This window comes from Flavobacterium procerum, assembly GCF_042431625.1.
Classification (GTDB): domain Bacteria; phylum Bacteroidota; class Bacteroidia; order Flavobacteriales; family Flavobacteriaceae; genus Flavobacterium; species Flavobacterium procerum.
Genome location: NZ_JBHLYW010000022.1, coordinates 654,993 through 674,835 on the forward strand (window position 1 = coordinate 654,993; position 19,843 = coordinate 674,835).

The window sequence follows — 19,843 nt, forward strand, 5'->3', positions numbered from 1 at the left end:
TGAAAAATAATCATTCCTGTTTTAAAACCCTGTTAAGATTCTCGTAATTTTACATTTTAAACCAATAAAAAATATAAGATTATGTCTGGCGAGAATCTTTAGACGACAGGATATATTTTTGCTTTATGGCAAAAAGATGATGTGAATTAAAAACTAACACTGCAGCGAATATAATTCCGTATGCTGTAATTTGTAAAGGTGTAATATTCTCTTTAAAAACAAAGGCTGCTAATCCAAATGCAATCATCGGATTGATGTTTAATAACATACCAACTGTTGAAGAATTGATTCCGGAAAGCGCGTACAAATTCAGGAAAAGTGGTACAATTGTAAATAAGATTGCGATTGTTTCGATACAGAGATAGAACTTTAATTCTGTTGGAACCGGTCCTCCATAACTTGGATAAAATGGTACTAAAAACAATGCAGCCAATGTTATATGAAAAGTCAAAACGATAAACTTGTCAAAACCTTTATTGGCACGCTGGCTTACTAAATAAGCAGCGTATGTTAAACCAATAACGATACTGAACGCCATATCCAAAATATCAGTATAAGAAAGCAACAAACAGCCCGAAATACTCAAACCAACCGAAATCCATTGTGATTTAAGCAGTTTTTCTTTTAATATAAAATAAGCCAGCAGCGTCGTTAAAATTGGGCAAACTAAGTAAGCCAAGGAAGCCGCTTTGATACTTACATGGTTCATAGCATAAATAAACGTGAACCAGTTTGCCATCAAAAAAGCACTTCCACCAATATTCAAAAGAATTGATTTTCTTTTTTCTGATTTTGGCATGGCTTTAAAGACTTCTACGGTCTCTTTTATTTTTTTTCTTTTGAATAGAAAAGCAATCAAAAGCATTAAAATACTGCAACTGAAAACCCGGAAAAACAAGATATCCAATGAAGGATACTCGTGAATTGGCCTTAAAACCAAACTGAAAAGTCCCCATGTTACAAAAGCAATTATTGCAGCTATATAATACTTTGTTGTTTTCACAAAATTTGTTTTTTGAATTTGTTTTCTTTGATCAAGCAAATTTCTTAAAAATAAAACAGCAATACAGATACAGTTTTTGTAAATTGCAGCATAACAGTTTTTTTTTTATGAAAAATTCCAGCTACTTATACCTTCAATTTGCTGACCGAATCGAGAAACAGATAAAATCTGGACTTTTAAATGTAGGCGACAAACTGCCTTCAATTCGCGAAGTCTGCGCCGAAACGGGTTACAGCATGAGTACAGTCAGCAAAGCATATTATGAAGTTGAAAGCCGTTCTTTGATTGAATCAAGACCGCAATCAGGTTATTATGTAAGTAATATTTCGGCACGTATTATTCCCGAACCATCAGCGAGCAACCCTGTTTTAACTGTCAAAAATATCGAGCGTGAAGACTTAATTGATTTGGTTTATGGCGATATGCGTAAAAAAGACCTTACGATGCTTTCGCTTGGTTTCCCTTCAAATGAATTGCTTCCTATCGCCAAACTAAACAAGGGAATGGTTCAGGCTATGCGCCAATTACCAAACAGTGGCACTAGTTATGAGGAAATTCAGGGAAACAGCAATTTACGAAAAGAGATTGCGCGCTGGTCGTTTACATGGGGCGGTTCTCTGACTGAGGAAGATATCATTACAACACCGGGCTGTATTTCTGCGATTTCAGATTGTTTACTAACCTTGACAAAACCAGGAGATACAATTATTACTGAAAGTCCTGTGTATTTTGGCATTTTGCAACTCGCCAGATCTTTGGGTTTGTATGTAATGGAACTTCCGACCAATATGACGACAGGAATTGAGCTCGAAGCAGTTAAAAAAACGCTTTCAAGCAAAAAAGTAAAAGCTTGTGTCTTGATGAGCAACTTTAGCAATCCGTCTGGAAGTATGATGCCGAACGAACATAAAAAAGAAATTGTCAAAATGATGGAGTTTTATAACATACCACTCATTGAAGATGATATTCACGGAGACCTCTATTTTGGCACAAGTCGCCCAACAAATTGCAAAACGTATGACGAAAGCGGCATTGTGCTCTGCTGCAGTTCAGTTTCCAAAACTTTAGCCCCCGGCTATCGTGTAGGCTGGGTTCTGCCAGGAAAATTTAAAAAAGAGGTTTTACGAACCAAACTATATCATACCATCTCCTCGCCTACAATTACTCATGAAGTTGTTGGCGATTTTCTAAAAAACGGTCGTTACGAAAATCATCTTCGCAAAATACGACAGATTTTAAACCACAACTGCAATAATTATATTAATACGGTATTAGAATCTTTTCCAGCGGGCACAAAAGTAAGCCAACCACAAGGCGGATTTTTTCTGTGGGTAGAGCTTGATAAAAATATCGATACGGCATCATTTTATCATTTGGCGCTTAAACACAATATCAGCATTGCTCCTGGAAGGATTTTTTCTTTTCAGAACCAGTTTTCCAACTGTATGCGTTTGAGTTTTGGACTTCCGTGGTCAACCGAATTGAGACAATCCATACAGACATTAGGAAATCTGCTTAAAAAATATTCGTAGTAAATCACAAAAAAATGCCAGACAGCATCACTAATTAAAACGCTGCCTGGCGACAATTGAGAAACCAAGTCAATTATTGTTACAAAACGTAGTAAGCATCGCTTTCTACCTTTTTAGCATCATCTTTTAATTCAAACTCTTTCAAAATATCAAACTCGCTTTGATATTCATTAAGCATTTGTTTTATGTTTTTTTCGATTGTATTGGCAATCGCGGTTACAGGTGTATCTGTTGGCCTGTTCTCAAACGGATCCTGCAGATGAATTGCCATTCTTTCTATTAAAAAGAAAGCTGCACCTATAGCAGTAATCAACGGAATCGCAAACCAGCTCAAGACACTTGTAAGTCCGAAAGGCAATAACAGAATAAACAAGCACAATGTCAATCTGATGTACATACTGTACGTTGTCGGGAAAATAGTATTCTTGATTCGCTCGCATTTTCCCATTTCATCGCATAATCGCGATAATGTATTATCAATCTCAACCTGTTGGTAAACATTGATTTTCTTATCGTTTTTAGCATTTCGCAAATCTCTAGCATGCAACATTAAAATCGCATTTGGAACATTCTGATGGTTTTTGATGTATTTAATTTCTTCTTCGCTCATCAATCCGTGAATCGGTTTTACAGCATCTTTATTTCGAAGCGACTGTCCTAAACTATAACACCAGGCAATCTGTCTTTTTGCAAAATTCTCTTTGAATTCGCTTGCTTCTACAGAAAAATCAGGATCTTCATAAAAAGTCAGCACTTGGCGGATCAAAGTTCTCGAGTCGTTTACAACTGCTCCCCATACAATTCGGGCTTCCCACCATCTGTCATAAGCCTGATTTGATTTAAAGGCTAACAAAAGCGAAATAATGGTTCCGATCATGGTCGGAATTGCAATAGGAATATCTACTGGAAGCGTTACAAAATAGTGATGAAAAATTTCAAACGCTACTACATAAGCCATTACAAGGGCAATTTCTATCTTAATTTTCCCGAGAACGTACTTCATTGGTATTCTTTTCTTTAACAGCATACTTTTCGGTTTTAAATTAAATTACACTCACTTTTAAACTGTTTTTTAAACCAGCTCTTCGTATAATGAAAGCACCGGAAGTCCCAGTTTTTCATTAATATTTTCCTTTTTTACTTTTTTAAATTTGATTTTTTCTCCTTTACGGGTTTCTACCAGCACATCAATATTGTGTTTTGAAATAGCTTCAGATAAAAATGGTTCTGCATTTTCGAAATTATCTTCAAAACTTGCCGTCTGGCTAACAATCTCGAATGAAAAGTTTTCGCTCAAAAATTGCTGCACATCTTTTACATGAATATTTACTTCAGCGTTTTCTATATAAAGTGCTTTTTTGAAAACATCTTTATTGCTTTCTGTACCCAAATGAAGAATCGGACATTTTTGATTGCCAGCAAGCTGCACTAAATATTGATGGATTTTTTTTGTTTCCTGTTTATAAGAATGTGTCAGGATAACGAGTTTTATAGAGAAAACCTCGATAATACGTTTGAAAATCGGTGCTGAAAGTCCATACTGATTGTGAACTTTAAGCTTGCAGTTCGGAGTATGATCAATAATATAACGACACGTTTCTAAGACTTCTTCCTGGCTTTTGGTAAGACTGGATCTCATTTCTCTTAAAAAACTTGAAGAAGAAAATGTATCCGGCGCTTCAGAAACTAATACTAAGATAATTTCTGAATCAGTATTTTTAGACTGACTTACCGCAGATTTAACAGCAGAAATAGTATCGTCTTTTAAAGTCGTAGGTATAAGGAAATTTTTCATAAGTATAACCGTTTAGTTTATACCTACAAAATAACTTCGGGCAGATTAGATGCTTCTTAATCTAAAATTAGAATTTTCTAAGATTAAACATTAGAATTTTTAATCTTTGTTTTTTTGAAGATGATTGTAACGATTGTACCTTTGTTCTGTTCTGACTGAACCTGCATTTCTCCTTCATGCATTCGGATTATTTTGGATGCCAACGGAAGTCCCAAACCGTAACCTATATATCTGGTTGCAATTTTCCCTCTAAAAAACGGCTCATAAAGATGCGGAATATCCTCAGGCGGAATTCCGATTCCAATATCATTAATCGAAATTTTAATCATTTCGTTATTGGCTGATAAAGTTACAAAAACCTCATTATTATCCGAATATTTTACTCCGTTTGTAATAATGTTGTTGATTGCAAGTTCCAAAAGTGGTTTATTGCATGGCAACAACAATAAATTGGAATCTTTTGGTGCAAAATTAAGTTTGATGCTCACCCTGTTGTCTGGATAAATTTTATCCAAATCAGATTTTACATCCATCAGCAATTCGTCGATACGAGCAATATCAGAAACCTGTTTTTTACCGTCGTAACCCGTCTGCGTAAGTTTGAGCAAACTTTCAGTCAAATTTCCTAATCTAGAAGCTTGACTATAGATATTTTCAAGCGATTCGACATATTCAGAAACTGCACGCTCTTTTAAAAGCATAATTTCGGCCTCAGCAATAATGGTTGTGATGGGTGTTTTTAATTCGTGTGAAGCATTATTGATAAAATTGGCCTGAATCTCAAAAGAAGTTTCCAGCCTGTCAAGCATATTATTGAAAGTATTCGTTAAATCCGAAATTTCATCAGAATTCTTAACCTCCGGCAAACGATTATGAAGATTAGAAGCACTGATTCTTTTTACTTCCTTAGTAATGCGTGCCACCGGATTGATGACTCTCTTGGCCAAAAAACGTCCTAAAAGGAAAGCAAGAATCACAAATCCGATACCGCCAAAAACCATGATTTTGACAATATAAACGGTCGTATCGGTTCCTTTTCTATCTCTTGCGCCAACAATTACAATGTATTTCTGCTTGTTTTCTTCAAAAATCTGTCCTAAATAATATTTATTGTCTCGTTCAAAATAATCGCTTCCGGTACTTAAAATAGTAGTGTAGAATTCATTCGGAAGATCTAAGTTGATATTATAATCAAAACTGTTATGGCTGTTGATTTTTAATACATATTCTTCTTCTTCGATTAATTCTTCAAGACCGTTTTTCTTAAGATTCTTGTAGTATTTTATTTTTTGAGGATCATTCTGAAAATGGATTGAAGCCACAATTTTTGACCTGTCATCTAAACGTTTTAAAAAGTGGTATCTATTGTTTTCCCTGAAAAGAAAAAAAACAATAATACACAACAATGACGTGCTAAAGGTAGACAGTGCAACATAATTGAAAGTAATCTTTTTTCTAATATCCATTTTACGGTTTTATAACATAACCCAATCCTTTCATGGTATGAATAAGTTTGGATCCAAAAGGCTTATCGATTTTTCTTCTTAAATAGGTAATATAGACATCAACAACATTGGTATTCATATCAAAATTGATGTCCCATACGTTGTCCAAAATTTGGTCACGGGAAACAATTCTGCCGGTATTTTTTGCCAAATAATACAGTAACTTAAACTCTTTTGCGGTAAGAATAATGTTTTCTCCTCTTCTTTTTACTGTTTTGGCGCGACCGTTTATCTCTAAATCAGAAATTGTAATAGTATCGATTTTTTCTGTTTCCTGATTCGATCTTCTGTACAATGCATTGACGCGTGCGTCCAGTTCTCCAAATTTAAAAGGCTTAACAAGGTAATCATCAGCTCCAGAATTAAGTCCAGTAACGATGTTTTCTGAAGTTCCCAAAGCAGTTAAAAGCAGAATCGGTACAAAATTTTTAGCAGCACGCAGTCTTCTGCAAATTTCGATTCCGTTAATATCCGGAAGCATTACATCTAAAATAACAACATCAAAAGTGTAATTATGAATCATTTCCAGAGCAGTCTTTCCGTCCATTGCCACACTTACTTCATTATTGTTTTCGGCAAATCCTTTACGAAGGATTGACAATAGGTTTGGTTCGTCTTCAACTATCAGTAATTTCATCTTGAGAAGTTTGTATATACAACAAAAATAATAATTGAGTTGAAAAATAGTACTTATTACGGATAGAAATTATGATTTAATTATGAACAATTAAATCAAAACATAAAAAAAGCAGACCCAATAGCCTGCATTTTGTTATTGATTTGTGTTTTAAAGCTTTTAATTCTTAATTTTTAAAATTGAATGCAGAAGACAATGCAGCTACTATTTGGTGATAAATTTTGGATGTATCAAGTTCTCCAGAGAATAAATTTCATCCCACTTTTCTTGAGTGATCAATTTTCTTTCTAAAACCGCAATCTGATGCACGCTTTTACCTGTTTTTAAAGCTTCACCCGCAATACTGGCACTTTCTTCGTAACCAATAATTGGGTTTAACTGCGTTACAATCCCGATGCTGTTCATCACCATATTGTAGCAGTGATCAATATTTGCAGTAATTCCAACAATACACTTATCAATTAGAGTCTGAATTGCATTCGAAAGATAATCCAATGATGTAAACATTGCAAAAGCAATAACAGGTTCCATAACATTCAACTGCAACTGACCTGCTTCAGCAGCCATAGTTACCGTTAAATCTTGACCAATTACATAAAAACAAGTTTGATTTACGACTTCCGGAATTACAGGATTTACTTTTCCTGGCATAATAGAAGAACCTGGCTGACGTGCCGGAAGATTGATTTCGTTAAGACCCGTTCTCGGCCCAGAACTTAACAATCTTAAGTCGTTGCAGATTTTAGAAATCTTAACCGCCGAACGTTTTAATGTTCCCATAATCTGAACGTAAGCTCCTGTATCTACGGTTGCTTCAATCAAATCTGGAGAAAGTGTCAATGGAATTCCAACTTCTTCTGCAAGGTATTTTACGCAAAGTTCAGGATAACCTTCAGGTGCATTTACTTTGGTTCCAATAGCAGTTGCGCCCATATTGATTTCTAACAATAATTCCTGTGCATTTTTTAAACGTTGGATATCTTCTCCAATTGTCGTTGCATAAGCTTTAAATTCCTGTCCTAAAGTCATCGGAACTGCATCTTGTAACTGGGTTCTTCCCATTTTCAGAACTTCCTTAAATTCTTCTCCTTTTTTAGCAAAAGCAACTTCTAAACCTGCAAAAGTTTTGATAAAACTTTCCATTTTTAAATATAAAGCAATTCTAAATGCCGACGGATAAGCGTCATTTGTAGACTGCGAACAGTTTACATGATTATTGGGATGCAAAAACTGGTATTCTCCTTTTTTATGACCTAAATATTCTAATCCGATATTAGCAATTACTTCATTAGCATTCATGTTTACAGAAGTTCCAGCCCCGCCTTGAATCAAATCGCTCACAAATTCTTGATTAAATTTCCCAGCAATTACCTGATCACTTCCATAACAGATTGCTTCTGCAATTTTGGGGTCGATAGCATTGCAATCTTTATTTGCTAAAGCCGCTGCTTTTTTTACATACCCCAAAGCTTTGATAAACAATGGCTCTTTTGAAATTGGAATTCCAGTAATATTAAAATTTTCTACCGCTCTAAAAGTCTGGATTCCGTAGTATAAATGATTTGGAATTTCTAATTCTCCTAAAAAATCATGCTCTTTTCTTGTTGGTTCCATATCGTATTAATGATGTATTTTAAACTTGAAAATAAGTGTAAAGCTACAGCATTTTAATGAATTAAAAATGTCAATGAAATCAAAATCATTTTTAATTTATCCAGATTGTTTTATGGTAAATTAGTACCTTTTCAACCAGAAATAATTATTGCAAAGAGTTGAAAAAAGATAGCGAATATTTTCTTGATAAAGAATACAGTACAATTATTTACGCCAAAGACGATCTCAATTTTAAGGACTTCGAAGGTTGCGTTTTTAATAATTGTAATTTTTCTGCCTGCACTTTTCTAGCCGTGACTTTTATTGACTGCGTTTTTAATGATTGTATTTTTAATCAAACAAAAATTAATTATGTTGCTTTGAGAACGGTTACTTTTAATCGATGCGAAATAAAAGAAGTAAATTTCGCTATGTGCGACAAATTAATTTTTGAAGTACATTTTAATGATTGTATTCTTGATTTTTCGAAGTTTTATACTTTAAAATTAAAAGGAACTCCATTTACCAATTGCAGTTTAATTGCCGTAGATTTTATGGCTGCGGATTTAACAAGCGTACTTTTTGATAATTGCGATTTATATCGTTCTGAATTCTCAAAAGCCATCGCCAACAAAGCCGATTTTAAGACAAGTTATAATTATACCATTGATCCTTCTAGAACTAAATTGAAGAAAGCTATTTTTTCTTTGAATGAAGTGAAAGGGTTATTGTTTACGCATGATATTGTTGTCAGTTAACATACAGTTTGTCATTTCGACTGAAAGGAGAAATCACACTAGAAATTCCGCACAGATAGTCTCCAATCTTTGTCGAGTTCCGCGTGTGATTTCTCCTTTCAGTCGAAATGACAAAACCACTACTTTAATATGTCTTTCCCCATTACATAATCCTCCATTAAATACCCATTTCCAATTTCTATATCAACCGTTTCTTTTATTTTGAAGCCTAATTTTTTATAGAAGTTTAAAGCCGTATTGAATCGGTTTACGTTTAATAAAAGTGCTGCCGAATTATTTTCTGAAGCCATTTTTGCAATTTCTTCAAAAACTGTTTTTCCATAACCTTTTCCTTGTGTTTCTGGCAAAAGATAGATTTTATGGATTTTGGTAATGCTTTCGTTTTTATAATTATGTTCGATTCCAATAAAGCCAATGATAGCTTCTGAATCGGAAATTAAATAAAATAATTGTTCTTTATTCTCAATTTGTTTTGAAAGTGCTTCATTAGAATAGATGAGATCTAACATATAATCTAATTGCTCTGAAGTCAAAATTTCGCCATACGTAATTGGCCAAGTTATATGAGCAATCTCTTGAATTTTAGCAATATCTTCAACAAATGCTTCGGTAATTGTAATCATATTTATTTTGTAAAAACTTGATTTTCTTGCTCGCTTACGCGGATGAAAGTCGTTCGTTTAGTCAATTCTTTTAATCTTGAGGCTCCGACATACGTACATGTACTTCTAATACCTCCTAAAATATCTAAAACAGTATGAATCACGTCTCCTTTAAAAGGAACCTGAACCGTTTTCCCCTCGCTTGCTCTGTATTCTGCAACACCACCAGCGTGTTTATCCATGGCTGTTTTCGAACTCATCCCGTAAAATTGTTTGAATTTTTCGCCATTTACTTCAATTAGCTCACCTCCGCTTTCTGTGTGTCCAGCTAGCATTCCGCCTAACATTACAAAATCGGCTCCAGCTCCAAAAGCTTTGGCAACATCACCCGGAGTTGTACAACCTCCGTCACTTATAATATGTCCGCCTAAACCGTGAGCTGCATCGGCGCATTCTATAATTGCGGATAACTGCGGATAACCTACTCCTGTTTTGATACGTGTGGTACAAACAGAACCTGGGCCAATCCCGACTTTTACAATATCAGCGCCGGCTAATAAAAGTTCTTCGGTCATTTCACCCGTAACTACATTTCCGGCAATAATTATTTTTTCAGGATATTGTTTTCTGGTTTTCTTTAGAAACTGAACAAAATGCTCTGAATAACCGTTTGCGACATCAATACAAATGAATTTCAGCAACGGATTTGCAGTTATTATTTCTCCTATTTTATCAAAATCTTCTTTGCCTGTTCCAGTGCTTACTGCAATATAATCGTATATATTTGGAGTTGCATTTTGAAGAAATGTACTCCATTCTTCTAAAGTATAATGTTTATGAATCGCAGTAAACAATTTTTCTTTTGCCAAAACCTTCGCCATTTCAAAAGTTCCAACCGTATCCATATTCGCAGCCATAATCGGAATTCCGATCCAATTTGAGGTGCTATGCAAAAACTTGAAATTTTGTTCTAAAGAAACTTCTGACCGACTTTTAAGTGTTGATCTTTTAGGTCTAAACATTACGTCTTTAAATCCCAATTTTAAGTCCATTTCTATTCTCATCGTTCGAGTTTTTGGTTACTCTCAAATATAGGAAATTTTAGATTGTAGACTTTAGATTTTAGATTATAAAAACTTAAAAAAATGAACACGGATAAAACTGATTCGCTTTCGCGAAAACGCGGATTAAACTGATTTTTTATTTTTGAAATTTCACAGAGACAAACAAAAGTTTATGCGCTGTTATTATGGAATTTGGAATTTGAAAAAATTGGAATTTGAATTTAACTATCCGTGAATCGTTTCGTTTTTCCCGTAATTGGTTATAATTGATTCTTCAAAAGCCAGCCATTCTCTCCAACGTTTTTCAACATCAATTCCCACTCCGTATTTACGAGCATAAGTAATGAAAGTCGTGTAGTGCCCTGCTTCACTTTCCATTAATTCTCTGTAAAAAACAGACAATTCTTCATCCTGAATATTCTCCGAAAGCACTTTAAAACGCTCACAGCTTCTAGCTTCAATCATAGCAGAAAAAAGAAGTCTTTCTACAAGGCCAGAAACACGGCTTCCGTCTCCGCTTCTTTTCATGTATTGGTATAATTCGTTTACGTATTCGTCTTTACGCTCACGTCCTAATTTCAATCCTCTTTTGATGATGATATTATGCACTTGTTCAAAATGATCTACTTCTTCTTTTACCAAAGCCAATAAATCCTGAACCAAATCCTGATGTTCTGGATTGTTTGTAATAATTGTAATCGCATTGGTGGCCGCTTTCTGCTCGCACCAAGCGTGATCGGTTAGAATTTCTTCTATATTTTTCTCAACAATATTTACCCATCTTGGATCAGTTGGCAACTGTAATCTTAATACGCCCATAGTTTTGTTTTTGTTTCAAGTTTGTTTTGTTTCAGGTTGTCAGGTTTCTTCTTAAAGCTAAAAAAGTTTAAAGTTTCATAATACGCTTATTTCCGCATTACAAAACTTTAAACTTGAAACCTGAAACTTGAAACTAATTAATAAGCAAAAATTGGTCTTTCGCTCATTAATTCGTTTACTTCTTCAGCAACTTCTTCGATAAGATCTTCATTTGTATGATCCGTAAGTACTTTGTCGATTAAAGCTACAATAGTTTCCATATCTTTTTCAACTAAACCACGAGTTGTGATTGCAGCTGTTCCAACGCGGATTCCAGAAGTGATAAATGGAGATTTATCGTCAAAAGGAACCATGTTTTTGTTTACAGTAATTTCAGCCTTTACCAATGCGTTTTCAGCTTCTTTACCTGAAATATTTTTATTTCTTAAGTCAATAAGCATCATGTGGTTGTCTGTTCCGCCAGAGATAATGTTATAACCTCTTTTTACGAAAGAATCAGCCATTGCATTTGCATTCTTTTGTAATTGCATTGCATATGTAAAGAATTCGTCTTTTAATGCTTCACCAAAAGCAACCGCTTTAGCAGCGATAATGTGCATTAAAGGTCCTCCTTGATTTCCAGGGAAAACAGCTAAATCTAATAAAGAAGACATCATTCTGATTTCTCCTTTTGGAGTTGTTAATCCTTGTGGATTTGGGAAATCTTTACCCATCAAGATCAAACCTCCACGTGGTCCTCTTAATGTTTTGTGTGTTGTTGTCGAAACAATATGGCAATGTGGAATTGGATCGCTTAATAATCCTTTTGCAATAAGACCTGCTGGGTGAGAGATATCAGCAAATAAAATAGCTCCAACACTGTCAGCAATTTGTCTGAAACGAGCAAAATCCATATCACGAGAATAAGCAGAAGCTCCAGCAATGATTAATTTTGGCTGTTCTTTAGTTGCAATTTCTTGAATTTTATCATAATCCAAACGACCAGTTTCAGCATCTACACCGTAAAAAACCGGACGGTACAAACGACCTGAGAAGTTTACAGGAGAACCGTGAGTCAAGTGCCCTCCGTGAGATAAATCGAAACCTAAAATAGTATCACCAGGATTTAAACAAGCATGATAAACAGCAGTGTTTGCCTGAGAACCTGAGTGTGGCTGCACGTTTGCATATTCAGCTCCAAATAATTCTTTAGCTCTGTCAATAGCAATCTGCTCGATAACATCAACTACCTCGCATCCACCATAATATCTTTTACCAGGATAACCTTCGGCATATTTGTTTGTCAAAACAGACCCAGCTGCTGCCATTACTTCATCACTTACAAAATTCTCAGAAGCAATAAGTTCAAGTCCGTGAATTTGTCTTTCTTTTTCCTCTTGGATAAGATCAAAAATTTGTTCGTCGCGTTGCATTTTTTCGTTTTTCGTTAATTTCCTGCAAAAATACAAAAAAACGTTTGCCATACAGTTAGATTATGATATATTTGACATGTATTTTTTCAACAAACAATTAACACTAACATGCCAATAACCGCCAACGATACCAGTAGAAAATCATGGTTAGAAGTACCTGAAAACAGCGACTTCCCTATTCAGAATATTCCTTTCGGCGTGTTTCTTACGAAAGAAAATGTCGTTACCGTGGGAACTAGAATTGGCGATTATGCCATAGATTTAGGGGCTTTACAGCAACTAAACTATTTTGAAGGAATAGAATTAACCGACGATATGTTTATGCAGGATACGCTGAATGATTTTATTTCTGATGGAAAAAAAACATGGCGTTTGGTCCGAAATCGCATTGCAGATATTTTTGACCAAAACAATCCACAATTAAGAGATTCAACAAAACACCGAGATATTGTTATATTTAAAATTGAAGATGTAGAAATGCAACTTCCGGTTTTAATTGGCGATTATACCGATTTTTACTCCAGTAAAGAACATGCTACCAATGTTGGGAAAATGTTTCGTGATCCAGAGAATGCTTTACTGCCAAACTGGCTTCATATTCCGGTTGGATATCACGGAAGAAGTTCTACGATTGTACCGTCTGGGATTCCTGTTCACCGACCAATGGGGCAAACGTTGCCAAATGGCCACGATACGCCCGTTTTCGGAGCTTCACGTTTAGTAGACTTTGAATTGGAGACTGCTTTTATTACAACTGATGTAAATGTAATGGGCGAAAACATCCCTACTTACGAAGCGGAAGACTATATTTTCGGAATGGTTTTACTAAATGACTGGAGCGCTCGCGATATTCAGAAATGGGAATATGTGCCTCTTGGACCGTTTTTAGCTAAAAACTTTGCTACTTCAATTTCTCCGTGGATTGTAACGATGGATGCTTTGGAACCATTTAGAACTAAAGGACCAAAACAAGATCCAGCGCCACTTCCTTATTTGCAGACAAAAGGGAAGAAAGCTTTTGATATTCATTTAGAAGTATCATTAAAACCTGAAGATCAAGAAGAGACTGTTATTTCGAAATCTAACTTTAAATATTTATATTGGTCAATGAGTCAGCAGTTAGCACATCATACTTCAAACGGATGTCGCGTAAATTCTGGCGACATGATGGGGTCTGGAACAATTTCCGGTCCAACTCCAGACAGTTTTGGCTCTATGTTGGAATTGACTTGGGGCGGTAAAAATCCGTTAAAAATGAAAGATGGAAGCGAACGTAAATTTATCGAAGATAATGATACTGTAATTATTCGTGGTTTCTGCGAAAATGCAGAAGTAAGAATTGGTTTTGGTGAAGTTGCCAGCCAATTATTACCTCCATTTATCAGACAATGAAGAGCAGATAAAGATTCTGTAGACATATAGAAATAGAAAAACCTTGGCGTTAACCAAGGTTTTTTTTATGTTTTTTTTTGCCACAGATTAAAGGGATTAAAATGATTTTTCTCATTTTATGACATGTCTTTTTGAATCTCGCAAAGTCGCAGAGTCGCAAAGTTTTTTTGCCTTCAATCTAAATTGAGGATTCGTATGTTGCAAAAAAGGCTTTAGCCAAAATCACAATTTTGACTAAAGCCCTGTATAGTGACTTTATTCCTCCCTCCATTTAAAACTGAAGGATATTTAATATAAATTTTTAAAACTTTGCGACTCTGCGACTTTGCGAGATTAAACTCAGCACAAAACTTAAAAAAACTTTGCGCCTTTGTGCCTTCGTGGCAAAAACTTAAACAGGAATCTGCTGGCTTAAGCAATGCAATGTCCCAAACCCCCAAATAAAATCAATACAGCTTATTCCGATTACTTCTCGGTCTGGGAAACATTCTGCTAAAATATTCAAAGCTACACGATCATTACTGTCGTTGAATGTTGGCACTAAAACACAATTATTTAAAATCAAGAAATTTGCATAACTAGCTGGTAATCTCAAATCTTCAAAATCTACACGTTTTGGCATTGGCAACGCCACAATAACAGGCGATTTTCCATTTTCTAATTTTGCATTCTGCAGGCGTTTCAAATTATCCTGCAAAGGTTTGTAATTTGAATCATTTTTATCTGTTTCAACTATAGTTACAATTGTATCTTCATTTACAAATCGACATAAATCGTCGATGTGACCGTGAGTATCATCACCTTCAATTCCATCACCAAGCCAGATTACGTTTGTTACGCCAAGATATTCTTTAAACACCGCTTCGTAATCTTCTTTGGTAAAACCAGCGTTACGAACTTGAATTGTTGGATGCATTAGACATTCTTCAGAAGTCAATAAAGTTCCTTTTCCGTTTACATCAATAGCACCGCCTTCTACAATTACCGGTTTTCCTTTGTACATAACTTGCGTTAACGGAACATCAATAAAATCAGCTACTTTACCTGGAACAAATTTATCTAGTTGATAATTTTTATATTTTGCCCAACCGTTAAAATTGAAATTTAAAGCTTCTCTTTTGGAACCATTTTTTACAATAATCGGCCCAGAGTCGCGCATCCAGCTTCTGTTTGTTTTATGAATGATATAAGAAATGTTTTCAAGATTTACACGAGCTCTTTCAAGCATATCGGCAACTTTTTCTTTCAGCTTTTCATCGGCTACAACCAAGAAAACAGTTTCAAAAGTGGCTACTTTTTTAATAAACTCTACAAAAGCCCATTGAACAGCTTCGTATTTTCCTGGCCAATCGTTGCCATTATGCGGAAAACACAACACAATTCCTTGTTGTTTTTCCCATTCTGCTGGAAATCTTCTATTATTTGTTGACATAAATAGGTTCTAATTTAGAAAGTGCAAAGATAAGCATTCGTTAGGATTATAAAACATTCTACTAAAATTCATACATTATTTCACAAAATTAATCTTGCAAAATTTAAGTTAAAGATTATATAATACATTCTTAATGTTTAACATCGATGCCAAAATTACTTTTGCCAAAACTAAAAACTAACAGATGAAAAAATTATCAATCTCATTATTGGCTGCTCTTTTAATAATGGCCAGCTGTAATAATGATGAAAATTCAAACAACGAACCTGAAGTTGTTGTAAACGAAAATCCAGCAACTTTTAAAGAAATCGGTTCTATTACAATTGGCGGAGAAGCTGCTGCAGAAATTTCAGCTTATTGCGAGAAAACAAAAAGATTATTTACAGTAAATAACAGCGGTGTCAACCAAATTGACGTTATCGATATTACGGATCCTACTAAACCAATGAAAATTGGTAAAATTGATTTAGCCACTTATGAAGGTGCCGCAAACAGTGTTTCTGTATTTGACGGAAAACTGGCAGTTGCTTTAGAATCTACAGCAAATAAACAAGCTAACGGTAAAGTAGTTGTTTTCAACACTTCAGATTACAGCTTAATCAAACAAGTAACTGTGGGCGCTCTACCAGACATGGTAACGTTTTCTCCTAACGGAAAATATATCATGACCGCTAACGAAGGCGAACCAAATACCGATTATTCTCTAGATCCAAACGGAACGATTTCTATTATTGAAACAAGTAATTATGCTGTAACAACTTTAGATTTTAGCTCTTTTGCAAGTCAGGCCACAACTTTAGCAAAAGACGGATTCAGAATTTCAAAATTCGCTAAGAGTTTTGCTCAGGATATCGAACCAGAATACATCACTATTTCTGATGATTCAAAAACGGCTTGGGTAACTTTACAAGAAAACAATGGTGTTGCAAAAGTTGATTTGACTTCTAAAACGATTACAGCTATTTATCCGTTAGGTCTAAAAGATTACAACACTGCCGAAAATGCGATTGACCCAAGCGACCTTGATGATAAAATTGCTTTTAACCCTTGGAAAGTAAAAGGATTATTTATGCCGGATGCAATCAGTCATTTTTCTGCTAACAATGTGCCTTATTTTGTTACTGCCAACGAAGGTGATGCCAGAGAATATAATGCTTACAGCGATATTAAGCGAATGAAAAACTTAAAACTTGATGCAACTGTTTTTCCAGACGCAGCTACTTTAAAATTGGATACTAATTTAGGAAGACTTAATCTCCTTACAGATATGGGAGACACCGACGGAGACGGAGATTTAGACGAAATGGTAAGTTTCGGAGCGAGATCTTTCTCTATCTGGAACGGAAACACTGGGAAAATTGTTTACGATAGTAAAAACGATCTTGACAAAAAATCAAACGAACTAAGCCTTTATGATGATAAAAGAAGTGACGACAAAGGTTCTGAGCCAGAAGCGGTTTATGTAGCCAAAATGGGAACTCAAAATATTCTTTTCGTTGGTCTTGAAAGAGCTGATGCTTTTGTAACTTATGATGTAACCAATCCAAATTCTCCGCAATATTTACAAACTGTAAAAACAGGTGATGCTCCAGAAGGATTATTATTCATTCCAGCTTCTAAAAGTCCTACCAAAAGAAGTTTATTAGTAGTAAGCAGCGAAGGAGACGGAACTGTAAAAATCTATCAGCCAGATTTGAAATAACCATAAAATTACCTGAAATTCAAAAAGAGCAAAACATAAATTTTGCTCTTTTTTTGCTTTTTATTGATACTTAATTAACTAATTTTCATAATTATAAGCCAAAACATGGAAATTATGTAATTGGATATACAACACGCACTTAAAACGCGTCCTCTAATTTTGTCATGAGTTTAAAATAAAACAATAAAATTTTTGATATCATGAAAAAGAAATTAGTATCTGCCTCTTTATTATTACTATCCTTCGCTGCAAGCGCACAAAATATGGCTACCACTTCTACAAAACCAACTGTAGATCAGGAATTCAACAAATGGTCGATAGAACTTAACGGCGGTGTCAACAAACCGACAAGAACAATGACTCCGGGTTACACTACAGAATCAGCTAACTTCTTTCACGCAGATTTAGGTGCAAGATATATGTTTAATCCAAAATTCGGGGTGAAATTAGATATAGGTTACGACCAATTTAAAGAGAAAAAAAACACACCTGATTTTGAAAGTCGTTATGTAAGAGCGAGTTTACAAGGGGTTATTAATGTTGGACGTGCTTTAAATTTTGAAACTTGGACTAACACAATCGGACTTTTAGCACATGGTGGTTTTGGTGTTTCGCAAATTAGTACTGAAACAGGATTTGGAGGTCAAGATTACATGGCACACGGAATCGCTGGTATAACTGGACAAATCAAATTAAGTAACCGAGTAGCACTAACTGGTGACCTTACCGGAATTGTAAACGGAAGACAAAACTGGAACTTCGACGGAATGGGAAACACTACAACTAGTTCTTTTGACGGAGTTTTATTAAATGCTTCTGTTGGTTTGACATTCTACTTAGGAAAAAACCAAAAACATGCTGACTGGGTTGGTGAAGAAGATAGAATTGGTGAATTGGAAAAAAGAGTGGACTTAATCGAAACTGGTCTTATTGATTCAGACAAAGATGGAGTTGCTGATTTATACGATTTAGAACCAAATACTATTGCAGGAGTTGCTGTCAACACAAAAGGTCAATCTATTGATACGAATCAAAACGGTGTTCCGGATGAGTTAGAAAGCTACTTAGACAAAACGTATGAGAAAAAAGGAGCTGGAACAGCTACAAACAACACTGTTGAAGAATTAATCAACGGAGGTTATGTAAATGTTTATTTCGACTTTAATTCGTCTAAACCAACAAATGCTTCTTTATCTGGTGTTGATTTCTTAGTGAAATACTTGAAAAATAATCCAGGAAAATCAGCTGATATTATTGGTTATGCTGATGAAATTGGAAACACAAACTACAATACTGAATTGTCTAGAAAAAGAGCTGAGGCTGTGAAAAATGTAGCAATAAATGCAGGAATTGATGCATCGAGACTAAATGTGATTGCTAACGGAGAGGATACTTCGGTTAACAAAAATTCGAAAGAGGCACGTCAAATCGTGAGAAGAGTTACTTTCCAAGTGAAGTAATCCATATAAAGCTAAAAACAGAAAAGGGCAAAATTCAAAATTTTGCCCTTTTTTATATTGTTAGATTAATCAAATTATTTATCAATTGCTCTTTTTGTAATATCGCCAAAAGCATCAATTCTTCTGTCTCTGAAAAACGGCCAGTTTTGACGAACATTTTCCTGAAGATCTAAATCAACCTCAGCAATTAAGATTTCTTCTTTATCATGTGAAGCCTGAGCTAAAATCTCTCCTTGTGGTCCAGCAATAAATGATGCTCCCCAAAATTGAATTCCTTCAGTTCCTTCAATATACTTCTCTAAACCAATTCGGTTAGCCGCTGCAACGAAAACGCCATTTGCAACCGCATGGCCTTTCATTACATTCATCCAAGCTCCATATTGGTTTTCTCCGTACTGTTCTTTTTCTTTTGGATGCCATCCAATAGCTGTTGGGTAGAATAAAACCTCAGCACCTTTTAATGCTGTAATTCTTGCCGCTTCTGGATACCATTGATCCCAGCAGATTAATGTTCCAACAGTTCCTTTTTTAGTTTCAATTGCTTGGAAACCTAAATCTCCTGGAGTGAAATAGAATTTTTCATAGAAATGTGGATCGTCTGGAATGTGCATTTTACGGTATAAACCAGCTTCTGTACCGTCTGTATCAATGATATAAGCACTGTTGTGGTAGATTCCTGCCATTCTTTTTTCGAAGAAAGGAACAATAATCACCACGCCTAATTCTTTTGCCAATTCGCTAAATGCAACAAAAGAAGTACTGTACAATGGTTCTGCTAACGCAAAATTATCTACATCTTCGCTTTGGCAGAAATAATGACTGCTATACAATTCAGGAAGTAAGATTACCTCTGCTCCTTGACTTGCAGCATCTCTTACCCAGCTGATACATTTTTTAAGATTATTTTCAGCAACATCATTCAGATTTAACTGAATAACTGATATTTTATATTTTCTTTTCGGCATGACATAAAATTTAGAGTACAAAAATAATACTTTTTAAAGGAATGGCAAAGTCTATAACTTTTATATAACAGGGGAAAAAAGAAGGATTTAAAAACAGAAAACCATTTCACATCCGTTTAAAATAAAACTTTTGCAAAATGGCTTATCAACCTAAAAAAATAGCAGCTAAACT

17 protein-coding genes are annotated in these 19,843 nt (G+C 35.0%); 5 read left to right on the forward strand and 12 right to left on the reverse strand.

Going from position 1 to position 19,843, the window contains the following annotated elements:
* Positions 1-79: 79 nt before the first annotated feature.
* On the reverse strand, positions 80-1,003 hold the full coding sequence (locus ACFFLS_RS22205) for an EamA family transporter (RefSeq protein WP_379687555.1): 924 nt from the start codon (positions 1,001-1,003) through the stop codon (positions 80-82).
* A gap of 107 nt (positions 1,004-1,110) precedes the next feature.
* Between ACFFLS_RS22205 and ACFFLS_RS22210 the strand changes: the two genes are divergently transcribed.
* Positions 1,111-2,535, forward strand: a complete 1,425-nt coding sequence (locus ACFFLS_RS22210) for an aminotransferase-like domain-containing protein (protein WP_379687556.1) — start codon at positions 1,111-1,113, stop codon at positions 2,533-2,535.
* Positions 2,536-2,614: 79 nt separating this feature from the next.
* Here ACFFLS_RS22210 and ACFFLS_RS22215 read toward each other — a convergent pair whose 3' ends face one another.
* From ACFFLS_RS22215 to aspA, 5 genes are all read right to left on the reverse strand, one after another.
* Positions 2,615-3,562, reverse strand: coding sequence for a bestrophin family protein (locus tag ACFFLS_RS22215; RefSeq protein ID WP_379687558.1), 948 nt, complete (start codon positions 3,560-3,562; stop codon positions 2,615-2,617).
* Between the two features lie 45 nt (positions 3,563-3,607).
* On the reverse strand, positions 3,608-4,330 hold the full coding sequence (locus ACFFLS_RS22220) for a hypothetical protein (protein ID WP_379687560.1): 723 nt from the start codon (positions 4,328-4,330) through the stop codon (positions 3,608-3,610).
* Positions 4,331-4,413: 83 nt separating this feature from the next.
* A complete protein-coding gene (locus ACFFLS_RS22225; protein ID WP_379687562.1) occupies positions 4,414-5,796 on the reverse strand; it encodes an ATP-binding protein in 1,383 nt (460 codons plus the stop codon).
* 1 nt (position 5,797) lies between these two features.
* Complete coding sequence (locus tag ACFFLS_RS22230) at positions 5,798-6,472, reverse strand: response regulator transcription factor (RefSeq protein ID WP_379687564.1); 675 nt, start codon at positions 6,470-6,472, stop codon at positions 5,798-5,800.
* 204 nt (positions 6,473-6,676) lie between these two features.
* Positions 6,677-8,086 (reverse strand): aspartate ammonia-lyase, encoded by a 1,410-nt coding sequence (aspA, locus tag ACFFLS_RS22235; protein ID WP_379687565.1) that lies wholly within the window; start codon positions 8,084-8,086, stop codon positions 6,677-6,679.
* A 158-nt stretch (positions 8,087-8,244) separates the two neighbouring features.
* Between aspA and ACFFLS_RS22240 the strand changes: the two genes are divergently transcribed.
* On the forward strand, positions 8,245-8,823 hold the full coding sequence (locus ACFFLS_RS22240; RefSeq protein ID WP_379687567.1) for a pentapeptide repeat-containing protein: 579 nt from the start codon (positions 8,245-8,247) through the stop codon (positions 8,821-8,823).
* Between the two features lie 119 nt (positions 8,824-8,942).
* Here ACFFLS_RS22240 and ACFFLS_RS22245 read toward each other — a convergent pair whose 3' ends face one another.
* The 4 genes from ACFFLS_RS22245 to glyA form a co-directional block, all read right to left on the reverse strand.
* Complete coding sequence (locus ACFFLS_RS22245; RefSeq protein ID WP_379687569.1) at positions 8,943-9,446, reverse strand: GNAT family N-acetyltransferase; 504 nt, start codon at positions 9,444-9,446, stop codon at positions 8,943-8,945.
* Positions 9,447-9,448: 2 nt separating this feature from the next.
* Positions 9,449-10,489 carry a GMP reductase gene (locus ACFFLS_RS22250; RefSeq protein ID WP_379687571.1) on the reverse strand — a complete coding sequence of 347 codons (1,041 nt, stop codon included), beginning with the start codon at positions 10,487-10,489 and terminating at the stop codon, positions 9,449-9,451.
* 225 nt (positions 10,490-10,714) lie between these two features.
* Complete coding sequence (locus tag ACFFLS_RS22255; protein ID WP_109192917.1) at positions 10,715-11,308, reverse strand: MiaE family protein; 594 nt, start codon at positions 11,306-11,308, stop codon at positions 10,715-10,717.
* 137 nt (positions 11,309-11,445) lie between these two features.
* A complete protein-coding gene (glyA, locus tag ACFFLS_RS22260) occupies positions 11,446-12,720 on the reverse strand; it encodes a serine hydroxymethyltransferase (RefSeq protein ID WP_379687701.1) in 1,275 nt (424 codons plus the stop codon).
* A 108-nt stretch (positions 12,721-12,828) separates the two neighbouring features.
* Between glyA and fahA the strand changes: the two genes are divergently transcribed.
* Positions 12,829-14,112, forward strand: coding sequence for a fumarylacetoacetase (gene fahA / locus ACFFLS_RS22265; protein WP_379687573.1), 1,284 nt, complete (start codon positions 12,829-12,831; stop codon positions 14,110-14,112).
* Between the two features lie 391 nt (positions 14,113-14,503).
* Here fahA and ACFFLS_RS22270 read toward each other — a convergent pair whose 3' ends face one another.
* Complete coding sequence (locus ACFFLS_RS22270) at positions 14,504-15,544, reverse strand: agmatine deiminase family protein (RefSeq protein ID WP_379687575.1); 1,041 nt, start codon at positions 15,542-15,544, stop codon at positions 14,504-14,506.
* Between the two features lie 184 nt (positions 15,545-15,728).
* Between ACFFLS_RS22270 and ACFFLS_RS22275 the strand changes: the two genes are divergently transcribed.
* Both ACFFLS_RS22275 and ACFFLS_RS22280 read left to right on the forward strand, forming a co-directional pair.
* On the forward strand, positions 15,729-17,246 hold the full coding sequence (locus ACFFLS_RS22275) for a choice-of-anchor I family protein (protein WP_379687577.1): 1,518 nt from the start codon (positions 15,729-15,731) through the stop codon (positions 17,244-17,246).
* Positions 17,247-17,446: 200 nt separating this feature from the next.
* Entirely contained in the window at positions 17,447-18,706 is a 1,260-nt protein-coding gene (locus ACFFLS_RS22280) for an OmpA family protein (RefSeq protein WP_379687579.1), read from the forward strand.
* 74 nt (positions 18,707-18,780) lie between these two features.
* On the opposite strand, the gene ACFFLS_RS22285 is transcribed toward ACFFLS_RS22280, so the two are convergent.
* The gene (locus ACFFLS_RS22285) at positions 18,781-19,671 is read right to left on the reverse strand and encodes a carbon-nitrogen hydrolase (RefSeq protein WP_379687580.1); all 891 of its coding nucleotides are present in this window, start codon (positions 19,669-19,671) and stop codon (positions 18,781-18,783) included.
* Positions 19,672-19,843: the final 172 nt, after the last annotated feature.